This window comes from uncultured Allobosea sp., from assembly GCF_945956895.1.
GTDB lineage: Bacteria > Pseudomonadota > Alphaproteobacteria > Rhizobiales > Beijerinckiaceae > Allobosea.
In genome coordinates this window covers 84,330-100,736 of sequence record NZ_CAMFJF010000007.1, presented here as the reverse complement: position 1 = coordinate 100,736, position 16,407 = coordinate 84,330, and the positions used below count along the sequence as shown (strand labels likewise).

Here is a 16,407-nt window from a genome sequence, read left to right as displayed (position 1 = left end):
TCATGATCCGCCACACGGGCTTGTGACAACGCGCCGCGTGACGTGAATCCTCGGGAGTTATATGAACGCTAGATGAACGAATTCGACAACGAACGTTCATCTTGAGAGCTGCCTGCCGGGAACCCGCATCGGCTGCCGGCGTTTCCATCCTGATTTTCGGCCTGCTGAAGGACTGTCGTGCCCCATGTCCTCCGATTCCTCCTTCAGGCGCTTCCTGCTCCTCGGCCGACCGGCCGCCGATGTAGTGCTGGCTGCGCCGGGGCGGGATGCGCGGATCGACGTCATCCGCGGGCTTTCCCTGCTGATCATCTTCATCAACCACATGCCGGGGAACGTGGTTTCGGCCTACATGCCGCATAATTACGGCTTCTCGGACGCGGCCGACATCTTCGTCCTGCTGGCCGGCGTCTCGGCGACGCTCGCCTATGGCGGGCTGATCGAGCAGCGTGGCTTTCCGGTCGGGGCACTGAAGCTCGGCGCGCGGCTCTGGACGCTCTACATCGCCCATATCGCGGTCTTCATCATCGTCTGCGGTGTGGTTGCCACGGCGGTGACGCAGACCCAGAATCCGCTCTATATCGAGGCGATCAATATCCAGCCCTTCTTCCGTGACACGGTGGAAGCGCTGATCGGCGCGCTGACGCTGACCTATCAGCCGTCCTATCTCAATATCCTGCCGCTCTATATCGTGCTGCTGGCGCTCTTCCCGGCGATCTACTACGCGGCGCGCCTGAGCCCGCTGCTCACGCTCGCCTGTTCGCTAGCGATCTGGCAGGCGGCGCTCGCCTTCGAGTTCAATCTGCCCAATGGCAGCGCCGGGGGCTGGTTCTTCAACCCCTTCGCCTGGCAGGTCATCTTCACGCTCGGCGTCGTCATCGGCCGGGCGGCGCAGCTCGGCATCCGCGCGCCGCGCCTGGTCTGGCTCGATCTCGCCGCCGTCGCCTTCATCGCCTTTGCCTGGGTGGTCAAGGTGTCGAGCGGCAATCCGACCGGCATCGCCGCGCTGAACGACTGGGTCGATTCCGTGCAGCTCGGCTCGGACAAGACCAATCTCGCCTGGGCGCGCCTCCTGCATATCGGGGCGCTGGCCTGGCTGGCGATCCGCTGGCTGCCGGCCGGGAGCGCCATGGCGAAGGCTGCACCAGGGCGCATGCTCGCCAGCGCCGGGCAGAATTCGCTGCATGTCTTCTGCGCTGGAATCGTGCTTTCGATCAGCGGCCAGATCGTGCTGGCGGAAACTTCCTTCGCTTTGGGCGTTCAGTTGCTGATATGCGCGGCTGGCGTTACAATCTTGACAGGGTTAGGGATTTTCCTGTCGTGGTACCGTTCGATCACGAAATACGGCGCAAGCGCCGAGTCTGCCCAGGCCCGTGGCGCGCAGCCGCCGCGGCCTTCCTTCTCCTCGCACTGAATTCCGGGTCGAGCGCGGCTCCGCTTCCGCCGCCGCTGGAGGCCCGCTGTCGCGCTGAGGCGGCCAAGACCGCCTTCCAGCCCAGCTTGCCGGCGGCGCGCAAGGCGCTCCAGGAAACCGGCCGCCTGACCATTGTGGCGCTGGGCTCTTCGGCTACTGCCGGCTCGGGCGCCAGCGCCGACGACAAGAGCTATCCTGCCGTGCTCCAGGCGGAATTGGGGCGGCGCCTGCCCGGTGTCGAGGTCAGGGTCCTCAACAAGGGCGTCGGCGGCCAGTCCGCCTATGACATGCTGCTGCGCATGCAGGCGGATGTCGTCGACGAGAAGCCGGCGATCGTGATCTGGCAGACGGTGATCAACGACGCGATCCGCGATATCGGCGAGGACAAGCTCGCCAAGATCCTGCGCAAGGGGGTGGGCAAGGCCCGCGCCGCCGGGATCGAGATGATCCTGATGGACCTGCCCTGGCTGCCGCGCGAGGGGCGCTACCCGCATTACGACGATTATCGCGCGGTGCTGGTGAAGACAGCCCAGGACCAGGGTATCTCGCTGTTTCCCCGCTATGCGATGATGAAGGGCTGGTCGAACTCGCGCCAGTTCACGCCGGAGGAGCTCGTCGGCATGGACGGCCTGCATCTGGTGGATGCCGGCTATCGCTGCCTGGCGCTGCGGCTCGCCGATGGGATCGTCGCCGGGATCGGCCCGGTCAGGATCGAGGCGGCCGGGGGCGGAAAGCCGACGAACTGAGGCTGAGCGTCATTCTCGGGCGGAGCGTAGCGGAGACCCGAGAATCGCACGAGGAGAGGGCGCTGGTTTCCGAGATGCCCGGGTCAAGCCCGGGCATGACGAGATGACTTACTTCGCGAGAACCTCGATATCGCGGTCGCTACCCGACTCGACCTTGAAGTCGCGCGAATAGACCTGCCCTTCCTGCCGGGCGATCAGGACATAGTCGCCTTCGGCCAGGATGACCTGCGGAAAGGCGCCGATCGCCTCGCGGATGACGTCGCCGCCCGGCGTCAGCACGCTGAAGGCGGTTCCGGCGAAGGCTTCGCCGCCGGCATTGGCGACGAGCTTCAGCGTGACCTTGGCGGCGCGGTGGTGCAGCGTCGCGTCGGTGACCTTGCCGGTCTCGACCTTCACGTCGGCGCGCTGGATCGCGTTGGAATCGCCGTAGGTCGAGACGACGTGATAGGTGCCCTCGGGCAGGCGGATGATCTCGCCCGCCTTGGCGCCGCTCGTGATCAGCCGGCCTTCCGAGTTGCCCTGTAGCGGCACGAAGACCGAGAAGGAGAGCAGGGGAGCCGGGATCGGCGCATCGCCGATCGAGCCCGCGAGCGAGAGCGCGCCGGCGCTGATCTGGACCTGATCGCGCAGGCCCTGCTGGCCGAGGCTGATGCGCTTGGTGCCGCTGGCGAAGCCATAGCCGGCATGGATGATGTAGTTGCCGGGGGGCAGCGAGAAGGCTGGCTCCTGCTCGGAGGAACGCGCGACGATCCTGGGAGAGCTGCCGTCGGCGTTTTCGCTGAGCACGCGCCAGTTCAGCCCGGAGCGGATCGGCTTGCGGTCGGCGGCGAACTGGGCGGAGACCGAAAGCCGTGCCAGCCCGTTCGGCGCGACCGGCTGGCCTTGCATCGGCGCGGGGGCCGGGGCGTCGGCGCCGGGGCCGGGATCGGCGGACTGGGCGCCGGCGAGGTTCGGCGCAAGCAGGACGGCCATGGCGAAGGCGACGCCGGCAAGGCGGCGGCCAGCTTCAAAACCCTCCGAAGCATTTCCGCGTTTCCCTGAAACACGAAAATTTTTCAGATTTTGGTTGTGTCGCATCTTCTTCACGCGAACCGATGTCCACTTCGCTTGAAAATGCTCCAATTCAAGCATGCTTTTCGTCCTCGGCGGCTCTGCGGCGATGTATGAGCAGCTCCGCTTGTCCTCATCATGGCGAAGGAATAGGTCAATTCCAAAGCCACCGTCCGGATGTTTCATGACCGATGCGCTCTCTCTGCTCAAGCTGCGTCGCTCCGTGCCGCCGCAGTTCCTCGCTGCGCCCGGCCCTGACGGCGCCCAGCTCGACGAATTGCTCGCCATCGCCGCGCGCGTGCCCGACCATGGCAAGCTCGCGCCCTGGCGCTTCATCGTCTTCAAGGGCGCGGCCCGCGAGGAGGCGGCCGAGATCGTCGCCCGGGTCTTCCGCGAAAAGAATCCGCAGGCCAGCGAGGAGCAGGTCGAGTTCGAGCGCAAGCGCCTGCTGCATGCGCCGGTCATCGTCGCCGTGGTCTCGCGGGCGCGCCAGCACGCCAAGATCCCGCTCTGGGAGCAGGAGCTTTCGGCCGGCGCAGTCTGCATGAACATGCTCGTCGCCGCCTATGCCATGGGCTATGCCGGCTCGTGGCTCACCAACTGGTTCTCCTTCGATCGCGAGATCCTGACGGCGTTCGGGCTGGCCGAGGACGAGCGGATGGCCGGCTTCGTGCATCTGGGCACCCCAACGGCGCCGATCACCGATCGCGACCGGCCGGTGATGGCCGATATCGTCAGCTATTACGGGACCTGACGCGATGATCTATTCGGCCACGCAGGACGATCTCGGCTTCGCGCATGATCCGTTCAAGGCGATCGTCGCGCCGCGGCCGATCGGCTGGATCACGGCGCTGAGTGCCAAGGGCGAGGTCAATCTCTCGCCCTACAGCTTCTTCAACGCGATCTCGTCGCGGCCGAACATCGTGATGTTCTCCTCCGAGAACAAGAAAGACGCCGTCGCCTTCGTCGAGGAGACCGGTGAGTTCACCTGCTCGCTGGTGACCAAGGCCTTGGCGCAGCCGATGAACCTGACCTCGGCGCCCTTGCCGCGCGGCGAGAGCGAGTATGCGCATGCGGGGCTCACGATGGCGCCGTCGCGCTTCGTCAAGCCGCCGCGCGTCGCCGGCACGCCGGCCGCGCTCGAATGCAAGCTGCTCTCGATCCAGCAATTGCATGATCTCGACGGCCAGGCCGTGCCGCGCTGGATGGTACTGGGGCAGGTCGTCGGCATCTTCATCGATGACGCCTATGTCAAGGACGGGCGTTTCGACACGGCTGGCGCCAACCCGATCGCGCGCTGTGGCTATGCCGATTATGCCGAGGTGACGAGCCTGTTCTCGATCACACGCCCGGCGGGCGGGTAGGGGCGTCAGGGGCCGTCATGCTCGCCCTTGTGGCGAGCATCCATGTCTTCAGCACGGCTTGGCACGAATGAAGACGTGGATGGTCGGGACAAGCCCGACCATGACGGAGAGGTCGGCGCAGGTTGGCTAAAGCCTTCAACCCGCCAGCGGCTTGGCGCGATAATCACCGAACTCTGCCAGTGCCTTGTTGATCGCCTCCGCATCGAGCTTGGCCCCGTCCGGCAAGGTGAGGCGCGGCGGGTCGAGCGTCACGGTCGCGCCGGGGGCGAGCACCGTCGCGGCGCGCTGGACGCGCGAGGCGCAGCCGCCGCAATGCATGCCTGAAACCTCGAAAACCTGAGTCATTCGAATCGCCTCCGGCGGTTCATTCAGCCAGTTTGCGAGCTCGGGCGACGAGTCGCTGTGCCTTGATCAGATGGGGGCGATCCAGCATTTCGCCATCGAGGCCGATGACGCCGGCGCCGGGATTGGCCTCGAACAGCGCGATGATCTGCTCCGCCTTGGCGAGCGCCGTCGGCGATGGAGCGAAGATCTCGTTGATGACGGGGACCTGCGCCGGATGGATCGCCATCTTGCCCGTGAAGCCGTCGCGGCGCGCCGCGAGGCATTCCGCCCGGAAGCCGGCATCGTCGCGGAAATTGGTGAAAACCGTATCGATCGCGTCGACCTGCGCTGCCGTCGCCGCGAAGAGGGTCAGTGCGCGGGCGAGGCGGTAGGGATCGGCATAGGAGCCGTCCTCCAGCCGGTTGGTCTCGGCGCCAAGATCGGCCGAGAGGTCTTCCGCGCCCCAGGTCAGCGCCATCAGGCGATGCGAAGAGCGGCTATAGCTGCCGAGCCCGAAGATCGCCTTGCCGGTTTCGGTGCCGATCGGGAGGATGCGTGTCGTGCCGTCCGGCAGGTCGGACTCGGCCTCGCGCACCGCGATCTTCGCGGCGAGGTGGCCGACATCGGTGCCGCCCTCCGATTTCGGCAGCATGATCGCGTCGGGCGCGCCGGGCATGATCGCGTCGAGATCGGCATCGCTCATCCCGGTCGTCAAAGCATTGATGCGGACGATCAGCAGCGGGCGTTTCGGCAGCGCGCGAGCGGATTCGAGGAAGGCGCGGGTGATTTCGCGCGCCTGCGGCTTGGCGTCGAGCGCGACGGAATCCTCAAGGTCGAGGATCAGCGCGTCGGCGCCGCTTTCCAGACCTTTCTGCTGCTTCTTCGGGCTGTCGCCCGGCACGAACAGGAGCGAGCGCATGGGATCAGACCGCAACCGTATCGGGGGCCGGACGTTTGCGCATGAAGGCCTGCCGGCGGCACTGCGCGACCAGCGTGCCGTCCTGCTTGTAGGCCTTGTGCACGAACTCGACGATGCCGGCATCGGGCCGCGAGCGCGACTCGCGCTTGGCCGCGATCTCGGTGGTGCAGTTGATCGTGTCGCCTTCGAAGAGCGGGGCGGGGAAGAGCACATCGGTCATGCCGAGATTGCCGATGGTGGTGCCGACGGTGGTGTCGTTGACGGAGATGCCGATCATCAGGCCGAGCGTGAACAGCGAGTTCATCAGCGGCTTGCCCCATTCGGTCTCGGTCGCACAGAAATGCGCATCGATATGAAGGGGTTGCGGGTTGAGCGTCATGTTGGAGAACAGCATGTTGTCCATCTGCGTGACGGTGCGGGTTAGGCCGTGCTCGATGACCGCGCCGACCTGGAAATCCTCGAAATAGATCCCGCCACGCTTGTGACGCACCACATCCGCCATCGACGCCTCCGTCTTCACAATGCCGGCTGCTGAGCCGGGACCAGAAGTCGTAGAGTGACCTCCGCCGGGAGGGAAGCGGAAAGCGCGGACGGCCTGCGGTGTGGGGCCGATCTTAACGGTTCGCTTACCATAATGGAGGCAATTTCGAGGCGTGCCCTCGCAATGCGCGCGGGCTGCCGCCGAAGGTCTCGATGTTCCTCTTCACCACGCCGCAGAGCCAGAGCCGCGAAACGCAGCCGGCGAGCCCGGTCGTCAGCGCCATCCGCCAGGGTGCGGAGCGGACGGGGGCAGGATTCGACTATCTGCTCAAGACGGCGCAGCGCGAGTCGTCGTTGGAGCCGACCGCCAAGGCGAGCACGTCAAGCGCCACGGGGCTGTTCCAGTTCATCGAGCAGACCTGGCTTTCGATGGTCAAGCAGGAGGGGCCGAAGCAGGGCCTCTCGCAATATGCCGACGCGATCACGGAGAGCGGCGGGCGCCTCAGCGTCTCGGATCCGGCGGCGCGCGAGAAGATCCTGCAATTGCGCAACGATCCGCAGGTCGCGGCCGTGATGGCCGGTGCGCTGACCCAGAAGAATCGTGATCAGCTCGCCTCGAGCCTCGGCCGCCAGCCGCAGGCCGGCGAGCTCTACATGGCGCATGTGCTCGGCGCGCGCGGCGCCTCCGACCTGATCCGCGCTGCGGCCAGCGATCCTGGCCGCGTCGCAGCGCGGGATTTTCCGGATGCTGCGGCAGCCAACCGCTCGATCTTCTACGACAAGGCCGGGCGCGCGCGCAGCGTGCAGGAAGTCTATGGCGTGCTGGCTGCGAGCCATGCGAGCACGCAGGTCGCAGCCAATGTGACGCAGAATCCGCAAGCGGGACAGGACGACATTCCGGTCGCCGAGGTTGCCGCCGGCCTGCGCGAGGGGCGCGCCAAGGGACTCGTCGGGTTGTTCTCGACCAATGGCTCGCGCGATCCGGTCTCGAAGGCCGTTGCCAATCTCTGGACGACACCGTCGCGTGGCGGCACGCGCATGGCCTCGCTCGAAGGCGGTGAACGCTATTTCCCCCGCTCCGGCCAGAGTGACGCCACGATGTCGGATGCGAATCCGGGTGCAGGCGGCGTGGTGGCCGGCGCAGGAGGCAAGACCGTCAATGCGCCGCTGCCGCCGTCGCGGCCGAGCGACCTGTCGCAGCCCGGCGTTGCGGCGTCGCAGCCGGCCGCGAAGCGTCGAAACGGGCCGCTCGACCTGTCTTCCTTCATGATCCAGCGGAGCGGCGCATGATCGTTCGGCGCTTCCTGCTCTGGGCCCGCACCGCACCGGCGGGGGCGCGCGCGAGCGGTGCCGCCAGCCTGGCGGGAGCCTATCTGCGCTCGGACATGTCCGACGAGGACCGGCACGAGGCCGAGACGGCGCTGATGGCGCTGATCGACGATCCGTCACCGTTGGTGCGCCGGGCGATCGCCGAGGAGATGGCGCCGTCGAGGCGTACGCCGCGCAATCTCGCGCTCAGCCTGATCGCCGAGCAGAGCGATGTCGCGGCGCTGGTCCTGGCGCATTCGCCGGTGTTGACCGAGGCCGATCTGGTCGACGCCGCCGCGGTCGGCGATGCGCTTGCCCAGAAGGCCATCGCCATGCGCCGCTGCCTGCCGGTGAGCGTCTGTGCGGCGTTGGCCGAAGTGGGTTGCGAAGAGGCGCTCATCACCCTCGCCGGAAACCGCACCGCCGAGATCCCGGATTTCTCGCTCGAACGCATGATCGAGCGGCATGGCGACAGCGGTACCCTGCGCGAGGCGCTGCTCGAGCGCGCCGACCTGCCGGGAGGCCTGCGGCAGGCCATTGCCGCGCGCGTGTCCGACACGCTGGCGAGCTTCGTCGCAGGCTGCGGCTGGCTGACGCCCGAGCGCAGCGCGCGGCTGGCGCGCGAGTCGACGGAGCGGGTCGCGGTCGCTTTGGCCGCCGGCGGCGAGGCGAGCGATGCGCCGGCGATCGTCGAGGTTCTCAGGGGTGCCGGTCGGTTGACCCCGGGGCTGATGCTGCGCTCGCTGCTCAGCGGCGAGCCGGCTCTGGCCGAGGCGGCCTTCGTCGCGCTGTCCGGCCTGCCCGAGGAGCGGGTCGCGGCGCTGTTGCGCGACAAGCGCGGGGCGGGGCTCAAGGCGCTTTGCCGCAAGGCCGGGCTCTCGGCGAGGCTGGAACCCGCCTTCACCGCCGCCATCATCGCCCTGAATGCCCGCGGCTTCGATCGGGGAAATGCCCGCCAGGGCCTGGATCGCGACCTGTTGCGTGCGGTCCTGATCGCCTGCGAGAGGCAGGAGGGGCCGGAAGCCGACGGGCTGATGGCCATGCTGCGCCGCATGGATGCCGAGGCTGCCCGCGAGGAGGCGCGCAATCTCGCCGATTCGCTGGCGGACGATGCCGCGCTTGCGCTTCTGGTCGAAGCGGATCCCTCGTTCCTGATCGAGCTCGCAGAGAGCGACCTGCGCGACGCGGCCTGAACCGCTTCAGTAGCCGAACTGCTCGCGCAGGATGCGTTCGTCCAGGCTGTGGCCGGGGTCGTGCAGCATGACGAGGTCGACATCGCGATCGATCTCGATCTCCACCGTGTGGACCTCGTCGATCTGCGTGTGGTCGGCGACAGCGCTGACCGGGCGCTTCTCGGCTTCCAGCACCTCGATCGAGACACGGGCATGGTCGGGCAAGAGCGCGCCCCGCCAACGGCGGGGGCGGAAGGCCGAAATCGGCGTCAGCGCCAGCAACGGCGCATCGAGCGGCAGGATCGGGCCATTGGCTGAGAGATTGTAGGCTGTCGAGCCGGCGGGCGTCGCCAATAGCACGCCGTCTGCGATCAGCTCCGCGAGGCGCACCTGCCCATCCACCGAGATGCGCAGCTTCGCCGCCTGATAGGAGCGCCGCAGCAGGGAGACCTCGTTGATCGCACGCGCGCGCACGATCGTGCCGTTGCGGTCCACGGCCTGCATCGAGAGAGGATGCACCACACTGCGCTGCGCCGCCGCCAGCCGCTTGGTCAGGCCACGCTCCCTGAACTCGTTCATCAGGAAGCCGACCGAGCCGCGATTCATCCCGTAGATCGGCTTGCCGGTGCCGAGGAAGCGATGGAGCGTTTGCAGCATCAGGCCATCACCGCCGAGCGCGACGATCACCCCGGCTTCCGCCGGGTCGGCATTGCCGTAGCGCTCGACCAGCTTGGCGAGGGCGGTCTCGGCCTCGGGAGTATCGTTGGCGACAAAGGAGATCGCCCCGAAACGCTCGGTCATCATGAATCCTGAAACGGCAGCCTCGGGGGCATCGCGGCAGGCTTACCATGACGGGGCTGCCGGCCGCGAGGCCGCAGGGGCAATAAAAAAGGCCGGGCGACGGGCCCGGCCTCGATGTTGTCGACAATGCCGCTGTTTCAGAGGGCGGTGCTCCATTGCACAGGCACCATCTCGAAGCCGTTGCCGTCCTTGGCGATGAAGCCGGTTGCCGGGAAGGGAGCGTGATAGAAGGCGACCTGCATGCGCTCGGCCGAGACCATGTCGAGGAGCTTGCGCCGCGTCGCCGCCGCCTGCGGGCCGTCCATGTCGAACACGGCCGACCAGTCGGGATTGCGCACGAAAAGGGCTGGATGATTGGTCGTGTCGGACATGATCATCAGCTTGCCGTTGCCGGAGGTCAGCGCGAAGACGGTGTGTCCGGGCGTATGGCCGGGCGCGGCGATCGGCGTCAGGCCCGGCAGGAGTTCCTTGCCCGCCTCGAACTGCTTCACGTCCTTGGCGACGGGGCCGAAGACGCGGCGCACGCCGGCAAAGGCGCCCTTCATGCCCTCGGGCGCCGCGCTCATCTTGGCGTCGTCCATCCAGAAGGCCCATTCGGCGGCCGGGACCATCACTTCGGCATTCGGAAAGACGGCGGTGCCGTCCTTCAGCCGGAAGCCGTTGATGTGGTCGCCATGGAAATGGCTGAACACGACGCTGGAGACGTCCTTGGGGTCGAAGCCCGCCGCCTTGAAATTCGCCATCCAGGTCCCGGAGGTCGGGGCACCGGAATCGCCGTTGCCGGTATCGATCAGGGTGAGCTTGCCGCCATGCTGGATGACGAGCGTGGTGAAGGTGATGTTGAGCGCATCCTGCGGCAGGAAGGCCTCTGCCATCGCCTTCTTCACATCGGCGAGCTCGGCATTGCGGACGAAGCCTTCGAGCGGCCTTTTGCCGAAGCCGTCATTGAGTGCCGTCAGGGTGATGTCGCCGATCTTGTAGCGGTAGAAACCGGGAGCCTGATTCACCGAAACTCCTTGTGCGTGGGTCGGGCTGAAACCGGGCAGACCCAATGTCGCAGCGGCAGCAAAAGCACCGGCGCCGGCCAGAGCGGCACGGCGCGTGAAATCTGTATCCTGCATGTGGTTATTCTCCCCTCGGATCGCTGGCAGACTAGCGGCGGTCCGCCTGCGTTCAACCGTGTGGAATGACCGACAGGTCAAGTTTCCGTGAGGCGAGGAGGTGAGGACGCCGCGGGCGCAGCCGGCTCGCGACGGGCGAGGGCGCGCAGCATCGCGGCACACAGCGCCAGCGAACCCATGACGCCCTGTCCGGAGCAATCGGCGACGAGCGCCTGGAAGGCGATGCTGTCCTCGCTTGCGAGGCATTGCAGGCTCCAGCTCCAGCTCGGCGCCTTCTGCCGCAGCAGCGACACGGCGATGTCGATATCGGCGCTGACGGTGCCCAGCGTCTTCCAGAAGGAGCCGTGCTGGTAGATGCCCCCGGCCGGCGTACGCCGGTTGACCAGACGCGTCGGCTTGCGCCGGACGATGAAGCCCAGCGCCTCGTAGATATCGGCATCGAGCTCGCGGTCCGGCTTGCTGGAGGCCTCGCAACGATCAGCGAGCGTCAGAAGTTGTGTCCGGTCGTCCATTCCGGTCCGTGCAAAGCTTGCCGAGGTCGGTCCGCGCTGGCGCGGCGCCACATGCCGGACATCTAACCCATGATCGCGCCCGCCGGCCAGTCATGGAATGCAGGCAAGGGCCGGTCGATCAAGGACCGACGACCACGCCTCTGGCGCGGCCGCCCGGCACGCGGCAGGAGCACCCCACCCCGAGCGGAGCGGGCTCGTACAGCGTACAGGTCTTGACCGGCGTGCTGCACATCCCGCCCGCGGCCGCGGGTGCCGCCCCATAGGCGGGATAGACCGGGTAGGCGGGGTAGTAAGGCTCGTAATACGGATAGCCGGCGATCGCGCCGAGCGTGGCCGCTGCCGCCAGACCTGAGGCAGCTCCCCAGTAAGGGTAGCCGCGATATCCGCGATAGGGATAGAAGCCGGCCCGGCGCCAGCCCCAGCCGCCGCCGTGCCAGCCGGGGCGGAAGCCCTGGCGATAGACGGGGAATGCCGGCCGCACTCCATACGGCCTCATGCCGATGCCGCGCGGTTGGAATCCGCCATGCCGAAATCCGTGGCCACCGAAATGCGGCTGGGCAGCTGCCGGCAAGCCAGCGGCCAGGAGCAGCGGCGTGACCGAAGCCGCGACGAGAAGCAGGCGACGCATGCGAACCTCCCTGGACGAACCGGGGTTTCGCCCCACCAGGAAAACGTGGCGGCGCGTCGGAGGTTCCATGGAGGGACTGGTCTCAGTCGTCGAAAAAGTTCGACCGGCTCTTGCAGCGATAACCGATGAAACAGGACTGGCTGTCCCGGCTCGGCACGAAGGCTGGCTCGGTGGTTTCGTCCCTCTCGCAGAAGCTGCGATCGCGAACGAACCGGTCATAGGTGTAGCCGCCGGTTCCCAGCACGATCGCGCCATTGGCCCGGACGTCGTGCTGGCTCGCCGCGCAGGGCCGGGAGACGGTCGAGGGGCGCGTCTGCGCTGCCGCCATTCCTGCGCTCGACAGAAGAGCAAGCGTGAGAACAAGGGCCTTCATCGAAGCCTCCCGAAGCTTGAACAGGCGGATAACCGCCCGGCTCGCCAAACGTTCCCGGAGCGGCCGATCTGTCAAGACGCATCCGAAGGTTGGCCGCGGATTGCGTCGCCTCATTCTGGCCTTGGCACCCGTCTTGTCTTGGCGAGAGCCGATTCCTCTTGGAGAGCGACGTCATGAAAATCGCGTTGATTGCCGCACTCGGCATCCTCGTCGCGCTGTCCGCCGCGGCACAGCAGCAGCTTCCACAGCGCAAGCCCGGGCTATGGGAAACGAAATCGGTGGGTAACGAGGGGGAGACCCTCGCCAGGCAATGCGTCGGGCCGGGAACCGATCAATCGATCGTCGGCGGCCTGGCGGCCGGAGCCTGCTCGAAGCTGCTGGTGACCAAGACGGCCAACGGCTACGCGGTCGAGACGGAATGCGCGGTCGGCCAGATCAGGGCATCCGGCAGCAGCATCATCACCGGCGATTTCGAGACATCGGTCCGCACCGAGGGAACGACCAAGCTGAGCGGCATGCCCGGCCAGTCCAGCCCGGTCGAGCGCAAGCTCGTGGTGGAGGCCAAGCGCCTCGGCGAATGCGCCGCCGGCCAGAAGCCCGGCGACATCATCATGCCGGACGGCAAGGTGATCTCGGTTCCGTCGAGGCCTGCGCCGTAAGCTTGCCGCTTGGGATGAGTCTTTGGAAACTGGTGCCGGCAGAGAGGATCGAACTCCCGACCTTCGGTTTACAAAACCGCTGCACTACCGCTGTGCTATGCCGGCATTCTGGCTGGTCGACCAAGGTTACCGCCGACGGGGACTTCCCATCGGCGGCTCGATAGCGGTTACCAGCCGATCGCGGCGAGGGCAAGCATTCGCAGTCGAGTTCCCTCGGTGCGTTCGATGCTTTCCAGCGGCCTCGTCCAGCTCGGCTATCCGGCCGATGGGCTCAGCTTACCGAGCGGATAATCTCGCGATAGGCGGCCTCGGGAAAGGCCTTGAGGGTTTCGGTGCGGATATTGCCGAGCATGGCGATCTGCAGGCAGAAGCGCGCCAGGACCGCATCGTCCGGCGCCTCGCAGACGATCACCATGTCGTATTTGCCCATGGTCATGAAAAAGGCCTTGAAGTCGCCACCCACCTCCTTGAGCGCCTGCTTGGCGGCATCGAGGCGGGCTGGCGAGGCCTTGACGTTGCGTGCGCCCTGATCGGTCCAATTCGCCAGCATGATGTAGGTCGTCATCGCGCTACTCCCTGAAACGGCCCGGCCTGTTCATCGGAAGTACCTGGTGGCGGCTTGATTGTCGCCACCGGTTGGAATGGCTTCAGCCATCGGCCGGACCTTGCCGGCCAGAATAGCACAGCGCGCAGCCGAGCAGGACGGCAAAGGCGGGTGGCGACGAGGCAATAAAAAGGGCCCCGCCTTGGGAGGCGGGGCCCGGTTCGCGTTCAGGCGACGATCAGTCCAGGATGTCGCGGTTCTTGGTTTCCGGCAGGAAGAGCAGGCCGATCACGAAGGTGCCGAGCGCCACGATGATCGGATACCAGAGGCCGGAGAAGATGTTGCCGCTGGCCGCCACGATGGCGAAGGCGGTCGGAGGCAGGAAGCCGCCGAACCAGCCGTTGCCGATGTGATAGGGCAGCGACATGCCGGAGTAGCGGATGCGGGTCGGGAAGAGCTCGACCAGCAGGGCCGCGATCGGGCCGTAGACCATCGTCACGAAGAGGACGAACAGGAACAGGATGCCGACAGCCTGCAGGGCGCGCGGGCTGGACAGCATCTCGCCGAAGGACGGGGTCTTCAGGATGCTGGCATCGCCCGGCTTGGGATAGCCGGCAGCCTGGGCGGCGGCGACGAGGGCGGCGGCTCCGCTCGGGGCGTCCTTGCCGTTGATCGTTGCCTTGAGCGGCGAGCCCGCCGGTCCGGCCGCCAGATCGTAGTGGACCGAGGCGGTGGCCAGCGTCCGGCGCACGACGTCGCAGGGCTTGGTGAAGGTCCGCACGCCCACGGGGTCGAACAGCGTGCCGCATTCGGCCGGATCGGCGGTCAGGACCAGCTTCACGTTCTCGGTGGCCGCGATCAGATTCGGATTCGTGGTCTTGGCCAGCATGGTGAAGAGCGGGAAATAGGTCAGCGCCGCGATCAGGCAGCCGGCCAGCAGGATCGGCTTGCGGCCGATCTTGTCGGAGAGCCAGCCGAAGAGGATGAAGAAGGGCGTGCCGAGCAGCAGGGCGAGCGCGATCATCAGGTTCGCGGTGGTGCCGTCGACCTTCAGGGTCTGGGTCAGGAAGAACAGCGCGTAGAACTGGCCGGTGTACCAGACGACCGCCTGGCCGGCGGTGCCGCCGAGCAGCGCGACGATGCCGATCTTGGCGTTCTGCCAGTTGCCGAACGCCTCGGAAAGCGGCGCCTTCGAATGCGTGCCCTCCTCCTTCATCTTCACGAAGGCCGGCGATTCAGCGAGCTGGAGACGGATCCAGACCGAGAAGCCGAGCAGGATGATCGAGAGCAGGAACGGAACGCGCCAGCCCCAGGCCGCGAAGGCTTCCGGCGTCATGCTCAGGCGCAGGACGAGGATGACGATCAGCGACAGGAACAGGCCGACCGTCGCGGTCGTCTGGATCCAGGAGGTGTAGAAGCCGCGCCGGCCCATCGGGGCGTGCTCGGCGACATAGGTCGCGGCACCGCCGTATTCGCCGCCGAGCGCGAGGCCCTGCAGCAGGCGGCAGATGATGAAGATGGTCGGGGCGGCGTAGCCGATCGTCTGGAAGCCGGGCAGCAGGCCGACCACGAAGGTGGCGAGGCCCATGACTGTCATCGTGACGAGGAAGGTGTATTTGCGGCCGATCATGTCGCCGAGGCGGCCGAAGAACAGGGCGCCGAAGGGGCGGACCGCGAAGCCCGCGGCGAAGCCGAACAGCACGAAGATGAACTTGGCTGTGTCGTTGTCGCCGGGCACGAAGGTCTGGGCGATGTTGGCGGCGAGCGAGCCCGCCAGATAGAAGTCATACCACTCGAAGACCGTGCCGGCCGACGAGGCGATGATGACCTTCCTTTCCTCCTTGGTCATCGGCCGGGGCGCTGCCCGCGAGTCCGATGCGTGTGATGCCATGCTCATGGCGCTTGTCTCCCCTGGTGAAGCTCTGAAGCCGGGTTGAGCCCGGCAACCTCGTTCCGCGCGGTTCACGTTCTGAATGACGGTGGCCGCGCTGCCGGACGACGGGTAAGTCCCGTCATTCCAGCTCGCTTCAGAGGATTGCGCGCGGATTGTCGCAGGGGCAATCAGGCACTTGGTCTTGCACCGTTCGTCTATGAGACTATCGGCGGGGGAGATTTTGCAGAGCGGAAATGGCGCGAAACGCGCTTTTCCCGATGCTGCGGGCCAGCCGCTCAGCGGCGGCGGCTGGCCGCGTAGAGCGCGATCGCGGTCGCGTTCGAGACGTTGAGGCTGGTGATCGTGCCGGGCACTTCGAGCCGCGCGACATGGTCGCAGAGCTCGCGCGAGCGCTGGCGCAGGCCCTTGCCCTCGGCGCCCATGACCATGACCAGGGGGCGGCGGAGTGCGACGTCGTCGAGCGCGACATCGCCGTCCGAATCGAAGCCGATGCGCAGGAAGCCGCGTTTGCCGAGCGTCTCGAGCGCGTCGCCGAGATTGCGCACCGCAACGAGCGGGACATGCTCCAGCGCGCCGGAGGCGGATTTGGCGAGCACGCCGGTCGCTGCCGGGGAATGCCGGATCGTGACAATCACGGCCGCGGCAGCGAAGGCGGCGGCCGAGCGCAGGATGGCGCCGACATTATGCGGGTCGGTGATCTGGTCGAGCGCCAGCACGATCGCATCGTCCGGCAGGCTGTCGAGATCGGGCGAGGGCAGGGGATCGCAGACGAGATAGAGGCCCTGATGCACCGAATCGGGCGTCAGCAGGCGGTCGATCTCGGACGGACGCACGATCTCGGCCTCGAGCGGCAGGTCTCCGACTTGCTCCTGCAGGCGGCGCAGGCCATTCTCGGTGGCGAGCAGCCGCCGGAAGCGCCGCTGCGGATTCTTCAGCGCCTCGACGACGGGGTGAACGCCGTAGAGCACGGCCTCGTCGATATCGCCCGGCCGGTGCGGCGGCGGGCCGTCGGGGCGGCGGGCGCCGGGGCGGCCCCCTGCGGGCCTGGCATGTTTCGGGCGGAACGGCGGAGCCATCGCTCTCTCCAGTGATTGCCGGACT

19 protein-coding genes and 1 tRNA gene are annotated in these 16,407 nt (G+C 66.9%); 7 read left to right on the top strand and 13 right to left on the bottom strand.

Features of this window, described 5'->3' with window-relative positions; all coding sequences use genetic code 11:
* Nucleotides 1-184 precede the first annotated feature (184 nt).
* Nucleotides 185-1,411 carry an OpgC domain-containing protein gene (locus tag Q0Q02_RS06700; RefSeq protein ID WP_293807964.1) on the top strand — a complete coding sequence of 409 codons (1,227 nt, stop codon included), beginning with the start codon at nucleotides 185-187 and terminating at the stop codon, nucleotides 1,409-1,411.
* Nucleotides 1,412-1,497: 86 nt separating this feature from the next.
* Entirely contained in the window at nucleotides 1,498-2,157 is a 660-nt protein-coding gene (locus tag Q0Q02_RS06695) for a GDSL-type esterase/lipase family protein (protein WP_293807962.1), read from the top strand.
* A 108-nt stretch (nucleotides 2,158-2,265) separates the two neighbouring features.
* On the opposite strand, the gene Q0Q02_RS06690 is transcribed toward Q0Q02_RS06695, so the two are convergent.
* Nucleotides 2,266-3,129, bottom strand: a complete 864-nt coding sequence (locus tag Q0Q02_RS06690) for a hypothetical protein (protein WP_293807961.1) — start codon at nucleotides 3,127-3,129, stop codon at nucleotides 2,266-2,268.
* A 262-nt stretch (nucleotides 3,130-3,391) separates the two neighbouring features.
* Here Q0Q02_RS06690 and Q0Q02_RS06685 point away from each other — a divergent pair, with 262 nt between their 5' ends.
* Both Q0Q02_RS06685 and Q0Q02_RS06680 read left to right on the top strand, forming a co-directional pair.
* Complete coding sequence (locus Q0Q02_RS06685; RefSeq protein ID WP_293807959.1) at nucleotides 3,392-3,961, top strand: nitroreductase; 570 nt, start codon at nucleotides 3,392-3,394, stop codon at nucleotides 3,959-3,961.
* A gap of 4 nt (nucleotides 3,962-3,965) precedes the next feature.
* Nucleotides 3,966-4,571 (top strand): flavin reductase family protein, encoded by a 606-nt coding sequence (locus tag Q0Q02_RS06680; protein WP_293807957.1) that lies wholly within the window; start codon nucleotides 3,966-3,968, stop codon nucleotides 4,569-4,571.
* 135 nt (nucleotides 4,572-4,706) lie between these two features.
* Here Q0Q02_RS06680 and Q0Q02_RS06675 read toward each other — a convergent pair whose 3' ends face one another.
* Genes Q0Q02_RS06675 through Q0Q02_RS06665 form a run of 3 tightly spaced genes read right to left on the bottom strand, consistent with a single transcriptional unit; the run spans nucleotide 4,707 to nucleotide 6,316 of the window.
* The gene (locus Q0Q02_RS06675) at nucleotides 4,707-4,916 is read right to left on the bottom strand and encodes a heavy-metal-associated domain-containing protein (protein WP_293807955.1); all 210 of its coding nucleotides are present in this window, start codon (nucleotides 4,914-4,916) and stop codon (nucleotides 4,707-4,709) included.
* Nucleotides 4,917-4,935: 19 nt separating this feature from the next.
* The gene (locus tag Q0Q02_RS06670) at nucleotides 4,936-5,814 is read right to left on the bottom strand and encodes a CoA ester lyase (RefSeq protein WP_293807953.1); all 879 of its coding nucleotides are present in this window, start codon (nucleotides 5,812-5,814) and stop codon (nucleotides 4,936-4,938) included.
* A gap of 4 nt (nucleotides 5,815-5,818) precedes the next feature.
* Entirely contained in the window at nucleotides 5,819-6,316 is a 498-nt protein-coding gene (locus tag Q0Q02_RS06665) for a MaoC family dehydratase (protein WP_293807951.1), read from the bottom strand.
* Nucleotides 6,317-6,507: 191 nt separating this feature from the next.
* On the opposite strand from Q0Q02_RS06665, the gene Q0Q02_RS06660 reads away from it, so the two are divergent.
* Together Q0Q02_RS06660 and Q0Q02_RS06655 are read left to right on the top strand one after the other, a co-directional pair.
* Nucleotides 6,508-7,584: a lytic transglycosylase domain-containing protein gene (locus Q0Q02_RS06660; protein WP_293807949.1), complete on the top strand. Its 1,077-nt coding sequence runs from the start codon at nucleotides 6,508-6,510 to the stop codon at nucleotides 7,582-7,584.
* Complete coding sequence (locus Q0Q02_RS06655) at nucleotides 7,581-8,795, top strand: DUF2336 domain-containing protein (protein WP_293807947.1); 1,215 nt, start codon at nucleotides 7,581-7,583, stop codon at nucleotides 8,793-8,795. The genes Q0Q02_RS06660 and Q0Q02_RS06655 overlap by 4 nt, the downstream gene beginning before the upstream one ends.
* A 6-nt stretch (nucleotides 8,796-8,801) precedes the next feature.
* On the opposite strand, the gene Q0Q02_RS06650 is transcribed toward Q0Q02_RS06655, so the two are convergent.
* From Q0Q02_RS06650 to Q0Q02_RS06630, 5 genes are all read right to left on the bottom strand, one after another.
* Nucleotides 8,802-9,575 (bottom strand): NAD kinase, encoded by a 774-nt coding sequence (locus Q0Q02_RS06650; protein ID WP_293807945.1) that lies wholly within the window; start codon nucleotides 9,573-9,575, stop codon nucleotides 8,802-8,804.
* 137 nt (nucleotides 9,576-9,712) lie between these two features.
* Nucleotides 9,713-10,696, bottom strand: a complete 984-nt coding sequence (locus tag Q0Q02_RS06645) for an MBL fold metallo-hydrolase (RefSeq protein WP_293807943.1) — start codon at nucleotides 10,694-10,696, stop codon at nucleotides 9,713-9,715.
* 77 nt (nucleotides 10,697-10,773) lie between these two features.
* On the bottom strand, nucleotides 10,774-11,208 hold the full coding sequence (locus Q0Q02_RS06640; RefSeq protein ID WP_293807941.1) for a hypothetical protein: 435 nt from the start codon (nucleotides 11,206-11,208) through the stop codon (nucleotides 10,774-10,776).
* Between the two features lie 118 nt (nucleotides 11,209-11,326).
* A complete protein-coding gene (locus Q0Q02_RS06635) occupies nucleotides 11,327-11,704 on the bottom strand; it encodes a hypothetical protein (RefSeq protein WP_293807939.1) in 378 nt (125 codons plus the stop codon).
* 214 nt (nucleotides 11,705-11,918) lie between these two features.
* The gene (locus tag Q0Q02_RS06630; protein ID WP_293807937.1) at nucleotides 11,919-12,209 is read right to left on the bottom strand and encodes a hypothetical protein; all 291 of its coding nucleotides are present in this window, start codon (nucleotides 12,207-12,209) and stop codon (nucleotides 11,919-11,921) included.
* 173 nt (nucleotides 12,210-12,382) lie between these two features.
* On the opposite strand from Q0Q02_RS06630, the gene Q0Q02_RS06625 reads away from it, so the two are divergent.
* The gene (locus tag Q0Q02_RS06625) at nucleotides 12,383-12,868 is read left to right on the top strand and encodes a DUF3617 family protein (protein WP_293807935.1); all 486 of its coding nucleotides are present in this window, start codon (nucleotides 12,383-12,385) and stop codon (nucleotides 12,866-12,868) included.
* A 30-nt stretch (nucleotides 12,869-12,898) separates the two neighbouring features.
* On the opposite strand, the gene Q0Q02_RS06620 is transcribed toward Q0Q02_RS06625, so the two are convergent.
* The 4 genes from Q0Q02_RS06620 to rlmB all read right to left on the bottom strand — a co-directional run bounded on the left by Q0Q02_RS06620 (nucleotide 12,899) and on the right by rlmB (nucleotide 16,382).
* Nucleotides 12,899-12,973, bottom strand: a tRNA-Thr gene (locus Q0Q02_RS06620).
* Nucleotides 12,974-13,139: 166 nt separating this feature from the next.
* Nucleotides 13,140-13,433, bottom strand: coding sequence for a GYD domain-containing protein (locus Q0Q02_RS06615; protein WP_293807933.1), 294 nt, complete (start codon nucleotides 13,431-13,433; stop codon nucleotides 13,140-13,142).
* A 217-nt stretch (nucleotides 13,434-13,650) separates the two neighbouring features.
* Nucleotides 13,651-15,309 (bottom strand): MFS transporter, encoded by a 1,659-nt coding sequence (locus Q0Q02_RS06610; RefSeq protein WP_293807932.1) that lies wholly within the window; start codon nucleotides 15,307-15,309, stop codon nucleotides 13,651-13,653.
* Between the two features lie 272 nt (nucleotides 15,310-15,581).
* A complete protein-coding gene (gene rlmB, locus Q0Q02_RS06605) occupies nucleotides 15,582-16,382 on the bottom strand; it encodes a 23S rRNA (guanosine(2251)-2'-O)-methyltransferase RlmB (protein WP_293807930.1) in 801 nt (266 codons plus the stop codon).
* Nucleotides 16,383-16,407: the final 25 nt, after the last annotated feature.

Bases quoted from the DNA above. Each gene is read 5' to 3' on its own strand.
- Q0Q02_RS06700 (WP_293807964.1), top strand. From the start codon at position 185: ATGTCCTCCGATTCCTCCTTCAGGCGCTTCCTGCTCCTCGGCCGACCG.
- Q0Q02_RS06690 (WP_293807961.1), bottom strand. From the start codon at position 3,129: ATGGCCGTCCTGCTTGCGCCGAACCTCGCCGGCGCCCAGTCCGCCGAT.
- Q0Q02_RS06685 (WP_293807959.1), top strand. From the start codon at position 3,392: ATGACCGATGCGCTCTCTCTGCTCAAGCTGCGTCGCTCCGTGCCGCCG.
- Q0Q02_RS06680 (WP_293807957.1), top strand. From the start codon at position 3,966: ATGATCTATTCGGCCACGCAGGACGATCTCGGCTTCGCGCATGATCCG.
- Q0Q02_RS06675 (WP_293807955.1), bottom strand. From the start codon at position 4,916: ATGACTCAGGTTTTCGAGGTTTCAGGCATGCATTGCGGCGGCTGCGCC.
- Q0Q02_RS06670 (WP_293807953.1), bottom strand. From the start codon at position 5,814: ATGCGCTCGCTCCTGTTCGTGCCGGGCGACAGCCCGAAGAAGCAGCAG.
- Q0Q02_RS06665 (WP_293807951.1), bottom strand. From the start codon at position 6,316: ATGGCGGATGTGGTGCGTCACAAGCGTGGCGGGATCTATTTCGAGGAT.
- Q0Q02_RS06660 (WP_293807949.1), top strand. From the start codon at position 6,508: ATGTTCCTCTTCACCACGCCGCAGAGCCAGAGCCGCGAAACGCAGCCG.
- Q0Q02_RS06655 (WP_293807947.1), top strand. From the start codon at position 7,581: ATGATCGTTCGGCGCTTCCTGCTCTGGGCCCGCACCGCACCGGCGGGG.
- Q0Q02_RS06650 (WP_293807945.1), bottom strand. From the start codon at position 9,575: ATGACCGAGCGTTTCGGGGCGATCTCCTTTGTCGCCAACGATACTCCC.
- Q0Q02_RS06645 (WP_293807943.1), bottom strand. From the start codon at position 10,696: ATGCAGGATACAGATTTCACGCGCCGTGCCGCTCTGGCCGGCGCCGGT.
- Q0Q02_RS06640 (WP_293807941.1), bottom strand. From the start codon at position 11,208: ATGGACGACCGGACACAACTTCTGACGCTCGCTGATCGTTGCGAGGCC.
- Q0Q02_RS06635 (WP_293807939.1), bottom strand. From the start codon at position 11,704: ATGAGGCCGTATGGAGTGCGGCCGGCATTCCCCGTCTATCGCCAGGGC.
- Q0Q02_RS06630 (WP_293807937.1), bottom strand. From the start codon at position 12,209: ATGAAGGCCCTTGTTCTCACGCTTGCTCTTCTGTCGAGCGCAGGAATG.
- Q0Q02_RS06625 (WP_293807935.1), top strand. From the start codon at position 12,383: ATGAAAATCGCGTTGATTGCCGCACTCGGCATCCTCGTCGCGCTGTCC.
- Q0Q02_RS06615 (WP_293807933.1), bottom strand. From the start codon at position 13,433: ATGACGACCTACATCATGCTGGCGAATTGGACCGATCAGGGCGCACGC.
- Q0Q02_RS06610 (WP_293807932.1), bottom strand. From the start codon at position 15,309: ATGAGCATGGCATCACACGCATCGGACTCGCGGGCAGCGCCCCGGCCG.
- rlmB (WP_293807930.1), bottom strand. From the start codon at position 16,382: ATGGCTCCGCCGTTCCGCCCGAAACATGCCAGGCCCGCAGGGGGCCGC.